5 protein-coding genes are annotated in these 5,471 nt (G+C 70.5%); 2 read left to right on the top strand and 3 right to left on the bottom strand.

Annotated features, from left to right (window positions below):
• Together P3L51_RS34725 and P3L51_RS34720 are read left to right on the top strand one after the other, a co-directional pair.
• Window positions 1–429: sensor histidine kinase (locus P3L51_RS34725; protein WP_354609355.1), on the top strand; the 429-nt coding region annotated here is incomplete at its 5' end.
• A gap of 47 nt (window positions 430–476) precedes the next feature.
• Entirely contained in the window at window positions 477–2,258 is a 1,782-nt protein-coding gene (locus tag P3L51_RS34720) for a transglycosylase domain-containing protein (protein ID WP_354609354.1), read from the top strand.
• A 100-nt stretch (window positions 2,259–2,358) separates the two neighbouring features.
• On the opposite strand, the gene P3L51_RS34715 is transcribed toward P3L51_RS34720, so the two are convergent.
• The 3 genes from P3L51_RS34715 to P3L51_RS34705 form a co-directional block, all read right to left on the bottom strand.
• Entirely contained in the window at window positions 2,359–2,820 is a 462-nt protein-coding gene (locus P3L51_RS34715; RefSeq protein ID WP_354609353.1) for a DUF5954 family protein, read from the bottom strand.
• Window positions 2,821–2,878: 58 nt separating this feature from the next.
• A complete protein-coding gene (locus tag P3L51_RS34710) occupies window positions 2,879–3,730 on the bottom strand; it encodes an NmrA family NAD(P)-binding protein (protein ID WP_354609352.1) in 852 nt (283 codons plus the stop codon).
• Between the two features lie 190 nt (window positions 3,731–3,920).
• A complete protein-coding gene (locus tag P3L51_RS34705; protein ID WP_354609351.1) occupies window positions 3,921–5,411 on the bottom strand; it encodes a UDP-N-acetylmuramoyl-L-alanyl-D-glutamate--2,6-diaminopimelate ligase in 1,491 nt (496 codons plus the stop codon).
• Window positions 5,412–5,471: the final 60 nt, after the last annotated feature.

Genomic DNA, 5,471 nt, shown 5'->3' with positions numbered 1-5,471 from the left:
GATCCGGGCGGGGATCCGGGCCGGCAGGCAGACGGGGAGGCACGCGCGGCGACGGTGCGGACGGACTCGCGGCGGCTTGAGCGCATCCTCACCAACCTGGTGGTCAACGCGCACCGGCACGGCCGGGCCCCCGTCGTGATCACCGTGTCCGGCGACGGCAGGACCGTGGCCGTACGCGACCACGGTCCCGGCTACCCCACGACGCTGCTCGACGACGGCCCTCAGCGCTTCCGGACCGGCGCCCGCGAGCGCGGTACGGGCCATGGGCTCGGCCTCACGATCGCGCTGGGCCAGGCTCACGTCATCGGCGCCACGCTGGAGTTCGGCAACCCGCCCGACGGCGGCGCCCTCGCCACGCTCCGGCTGCCGTCGGTCCTCCCGCCCACCGGGGCGGACCCGGCCGACCTCGTGGACCTGGCCGACCGCTGATACACGGCTGATACAACTCCGCGCGCCGGCCGACACGTTGCTTCCCCATGACGAAGATCTTCGGTGCCGAGGATGACGCCATGCGTATGCGTATCCGTCGCCTCCTCACCTGGCGCAAGGCTCTGGCCGCCTTAGTCACCCTGTGCTTCCTGATCATCGGTTCGTTCACCGTGCTGTACCTGGTCATCGACATCCCGAGACCCAACGAGCAGGTGAAGGCGCAGAGCAACGTCTATCTGTTCAGCGACGGCTCCAGGCTCGCCCGTACCGGCGAGGTCAACCGGGAGTCCGTACCGCTCGACAGAGTGCCCGAGGACGTGCGGAGGGCGTTCGTCGCGGCCGAGAACAAGGACTTCTACACCGACTCCGGCATCTCCCTCTCCGGCACGGCGCGCGGCATCTTCAACACGGCGACCGGCGGCGCCAAGCAGGGCGGCTCGACCATCACGCAGCAGTACGTGAAGAACTACTACCTCAGCCAGGAACAGACCGTCAGCCGCAAGGTCAAGGAGCTGTTCATCTCCCTCAAGGTGGACCGGCACAACTCGAAGGACGACATCCTCGCCGGCTATCTCAACAGCAGTTACTACGGACGGCTCGCGTACGGCGTCCAGGCGGCCGCCCGCACGTACTACGGCAAGGAGGTCGAAGACCTCGACGTGGAGGAGGGCGCGTATCTCGCGGCGCTGCTCCAGGCCCCCAGTCAGTACGACTGGGCCGTCGCCTCCCCCGCCGACAAGAAGCAGGCGAAGGCGCGTTGGAGCTATGTGCTGGACAACATGGTCGGCGAAGGGTGGCTCGACAAGGACGACCGGCGGCGGATGCGTTTCCCGGTGCCCGTGGCGCCCAAGGCGTCGGCGGAGCTGGCCGGGCAGGCCGGCTATCTGGTGGACGTCGCGCGGCGTGAGCTGATCGCCTCGGGCGTCGGCGAGCAGGAACTGGCGGCCGGCGGCTGGCGGATCACCCTCAGTATCGAGCCGAAGAGGCAGGGGGCGCTGCGCGAGGCTGTCGCGGCCGGGCTCTCCACGTCGGGCCGCGGTCCGAAGTCGAAGGCTCCCCAGCGTGATCCGGACCGTCAGGCCGGGGCGGTGTCCGTGGATCCGAAGTCCGGGCGCATCGTGGCGCTGTACGGCGGCCACGACTACTTCAAGCACTATCTGAACAACGCGACACGAGCCGACTACCAGGCGGGGCCGACCTTCGCCCCCGTGCTCCTCGCCGCGCAGATCGAGGCGAAGCAGAACGGCAAGGGGACGCTGGATCCGGGCACCATCAGGACGACCGCGAAGAAACTGGGGATGACGGCGGACCCGGCCGGCTTCGCCGCTCCGCAGTCGATGTCCCTCGGGCTGATGGGCGCGAGTCCGCTGGAGATGGCGGGGGTCCACGCCACGCTGGCCAACGACGGCAGGAAGGTCACCCCGTCGATCGTGAAGTCCGCGCGGCGCGGCGACCGGACGGTCGATCTGCCGGACCCGATCGGCGACCGGGTGATCGACAGCATGTCCGCGCAGTACGCCCACGCGTCGCTCTCGGGGAAGGCCCGGGCGGGTGGGGCGTTCTGGCCCGACAAGACCGTTCCGCCGCTGCTGGAGGCGGCCGACGCGAGTGGCGGCACGGATGCCTCGGGCCACACCGACGACCGGAAGGCGGAGTGGTTCATCGGCTCCGCCCCGGATCTGGTGACCTCGATCGGGCTGTTCGGCGAGAGTGCCAAGACGGGGAAGCAAGTGGCGCTCAAGGGCATCGAGGACAACCCGGCGGCCCGGATCTGGAGCGTCTATCTCACGTCGACGACGGCCGAACCGATACCCCGGCAGGCTCATTGACGTTGTGTCAGGACGTTCGTGTGCCGGCCCGCCCCACCCCCGTTCAGGGGCGGGCCGGCACACGCCGTCCCTCATATACCGGTCGCTCCGGGGCCGGACATCAGTCGCCGGCCCCGGGCCGCTCGTCCAGCTCGTCGGGAAACTCCCGGTCGCCGGCCTGCGGCGGCTGCGGGCCGTGATTCGTCATGATGACCGTCTGCTCGACCCGTACCATCCGGAACACGTCCTCCGCGATGATCACCTGGTCCTCACCCCGTTCCACCGCGTCGGCCGCCCGGCCGAACCGGCCGGCGAACTCCCCCGCGTGCGCGCCCCGTGCGCGCAGGACCGCGCCGAGATCGAGCCGGGCCTCCTCCTCGAAGGGCACGGCCGGGAACAACTGCCGCCAGCCGCCCTCCTCGTGGATCATCGCGGCGTAGGCCGTGTAGTGGGACACGGACATCCGCTCCCAGTCGGGACCGTCCACCCGGAACTCCTTGCGGAGTTCCTCCTCACGCTTCCCGACCTCCAGCAGCCGCCGGGCCGCCGCGTCGTCGAATCCCTCATCTGCGCTCGCGTCCATACCCCCAGCGTGCCGCACCGCGCGGCGCCGGGCGCGGGGAATCAGCTATATGCCGGGGTCAGGGCCGCCATACGTCGGTGCGCGCGACATCGGCGGCGAACTGGGTGAAGTCCTTGGGCCTACGGCCCAGGGCCTCCTCGACGCCGTCCACGAGGTGCGCGTTGCGCCCGTCGTTGATCAGCTCGAAGAGGTCGGCGAATTCCTCCGGAGCGCCCACCGAGACGAGGAAGTCACGGTATTCCTCCAGCGCGACCGGTGAGTAGGTGATCTCCCGCCCGGTGGCCTTGGACAGCTCGGCGGCGATCTCGGCGAAGCCGAGCAGCCGGGGTCCGGAGAGCTCGTACGTCCTGCCGATGTGGCGGTCGTCGGTGAGGGCCGCGACGGCGACGTCCGCGACGTCGTCCACGTCGACGAAGGGCTCGACCGCGTCACCGGTCGGCAGTGCCAGCTCCCCCGAGAGCACGGGCTCCAGGAAGAAGCCCTCGTTGAAGTTCTGGCTGAACCAGCTGGCCCGGACGACGGTGACATCCGCGCCGCTGCTCCGCACGTTGCCCTCGGAGAGCAGGGCACCTTCCTCGCCCCGCCCGGAGAGCAGCACCAGCCGGCGCGCGCCCTTGGCGACGGCGCGCTCGGCGAACGCTCCGACGGCCTCGGCCGCGCCGGGGAAGGCGAGGTCCGGGTAGTAGCAGAGGTAGACGGCTCCGACACCTTCCAGTGCGGCGTCCCAGGTGTCGGGCTCCTCCCACACGAAGGGGATCTCGCCGCCGCGTGAGGCGATACGCACCGGCAGTCCGCGCTCGGTGAGCCGCGCCGCCACGCGTCGTCCGGTCTTGCCCGTACCGCCGGTGACCAGGGTCGGCCTCGCCGCCGCTGCCGGCGTGTTCCGGGTGTTGTGCGTGTTCTGTGTCATGGCTCAAGTCAAGTACGGGCCGGGCCCGCCGAACATGGCCACGAAGCTCACCCGCATAAGCGAGCGTCTACGTCCCCGGACCGGATGCGGGTGGAGGTGCGCCGGCACGGCCGGGCGACGGCGGCCGTCGGCATCCGCACGAGTTCCGTGGCCGAACCGCTGCCCCGAGCCCCCGTCCCGGCGCCGGCGATCAGTCCTGCGCGGCGGCCAGTTCACGTACGGTCGCCATGTCGCTGAACGGGATCAGCGTGTCCCCGACGGTCTGGTACGGCTCGCTGCCCTTCCCCGCGATCAGGACGATGTCGTTCCTGCCCGCCGCCGACAGGGCGAACTCGATGGCCGCGCGGCGGTCGGCGTACCGCTCGAAGGGGGTGCCGGTGGCGGCCAGACCGGGTGTGATCTGGTCGAGGATCGCCTCGGGGTCCTCGTGACGGGGGTTGTCCGAGGTGAGGACGCACAGGTCGGAGTGGGTGCCCGCGATCTCGCCCATCTCCGCGCGCTTGGTGACATCACGGTCGCCGCCGCAGCCGAACACGGTGATGACCTGCCCGGTGGCGAAGTCGCGGATGGTGCTCAGCACCTTGTCGAGCGAGTCCGGGGAGTGCGCGTAGTCCACGATGACCGACGTGCCGCGCGGGGTCTCGAAGCGTTCGAAGCGCCCGGGGATCGGGGGCATCCGGTCGAGCGCGGTGACAAGCCCGCGCAGGTCGTGCCCCAGGAGGTGGCAGGCGGCGACGGTGGCGAGCGCGTTGGCGACGGAGAACCGGCCGGGCACGGGGATCGCCGCCGGGTATTTGCGGCCGGCGTGGTGGAGCGTGAAGCGCGTGCCGAAGGCGTCCATCGTGAGGTCGGTCGCCCGGTAGTCGGCGTCGTTGTCCAGCGCGTACGTGGTCACCGCGCCGGGCATGAGCGCGCCGATCCCGGCGCCCACCGGGTCGTCGACGTTCACCACGGCCTGTCGGCAAAGCCCCTGGAACAGGCGGAGTTTGGCGTCCCGGTAGTTCGCCATGGTGCCGTGATCGTCCAGATGGTCCTGCGTGAGGTTGGTGAAGATGCCGACGTCGATGTACGAGTGGTCGACGCGGTGCGTCAACAGCCCCATGGACGTGGCCTCCAGGACGACGGTGCTCACGTCGCGGTCGCGCATGACACCGAGCAGGTACTGGAAGTCGGGCGACTCGGGGGTGGTGAGTACTGAACGGGGCATGGGGATCAGTTCGTCACCGATACGGCTGCCCGCCGTGCCGATGACACCGACCACGGCCCGTTCGGCGATGCGCAGCACAGACTCGACCATGTAGGACACCGACGTCTTGCCGTTGGTGCCGGTGATGGCGACCATGTCCATCGCGAGGCCGGGGTCCCCGTGGTAGCGGGAGGCGACGACCGCGGCGGCGGTGCGGGTGTCCGGGACGCGTACGACGCAGACGGCCGGGTCCGACGCCCAGGCGGCCACCGGCAGATCGGTGGTCGCCGCGTCGACGAGCACGGCGACCGCGCCGCGAGCGAGCGCGGGTCCGACGGATTCCGGGCCGCCCTCGCGATGGCCGGGGACCGCGATGAACAGCGATCCGGGTGACACGCGGTGGGCGTCGAAACAGGCTCCGGCGGTGATGGCCGTATCGGGATCGCCCTGCAGAATCTCGTGGTCGTGCCCGACGAGCAATTCGCTCAGCTTCACAGGGGATCCTCTCGAAGGTACGGCTCGGCCGCCGTGCGGCGGTCACCGTGGAGGCGCCGA

The sequence above is a fragment of the Streptomyces panacea genome, assembly GCF_040560175.1.
In the GTDB taxonomy this organism is placed as follows: Bacteria; Actinomycetota; Actinomycetes; order Streptomycetales; family Streptomycetaceae; genus Streptomyces; species Streptomyces panacea.
The sequence above is the reverse complement of the archived record's forward strand: the minus strand, read 5'-3'. Positions and strand labels throughout refer to the sequence as shown.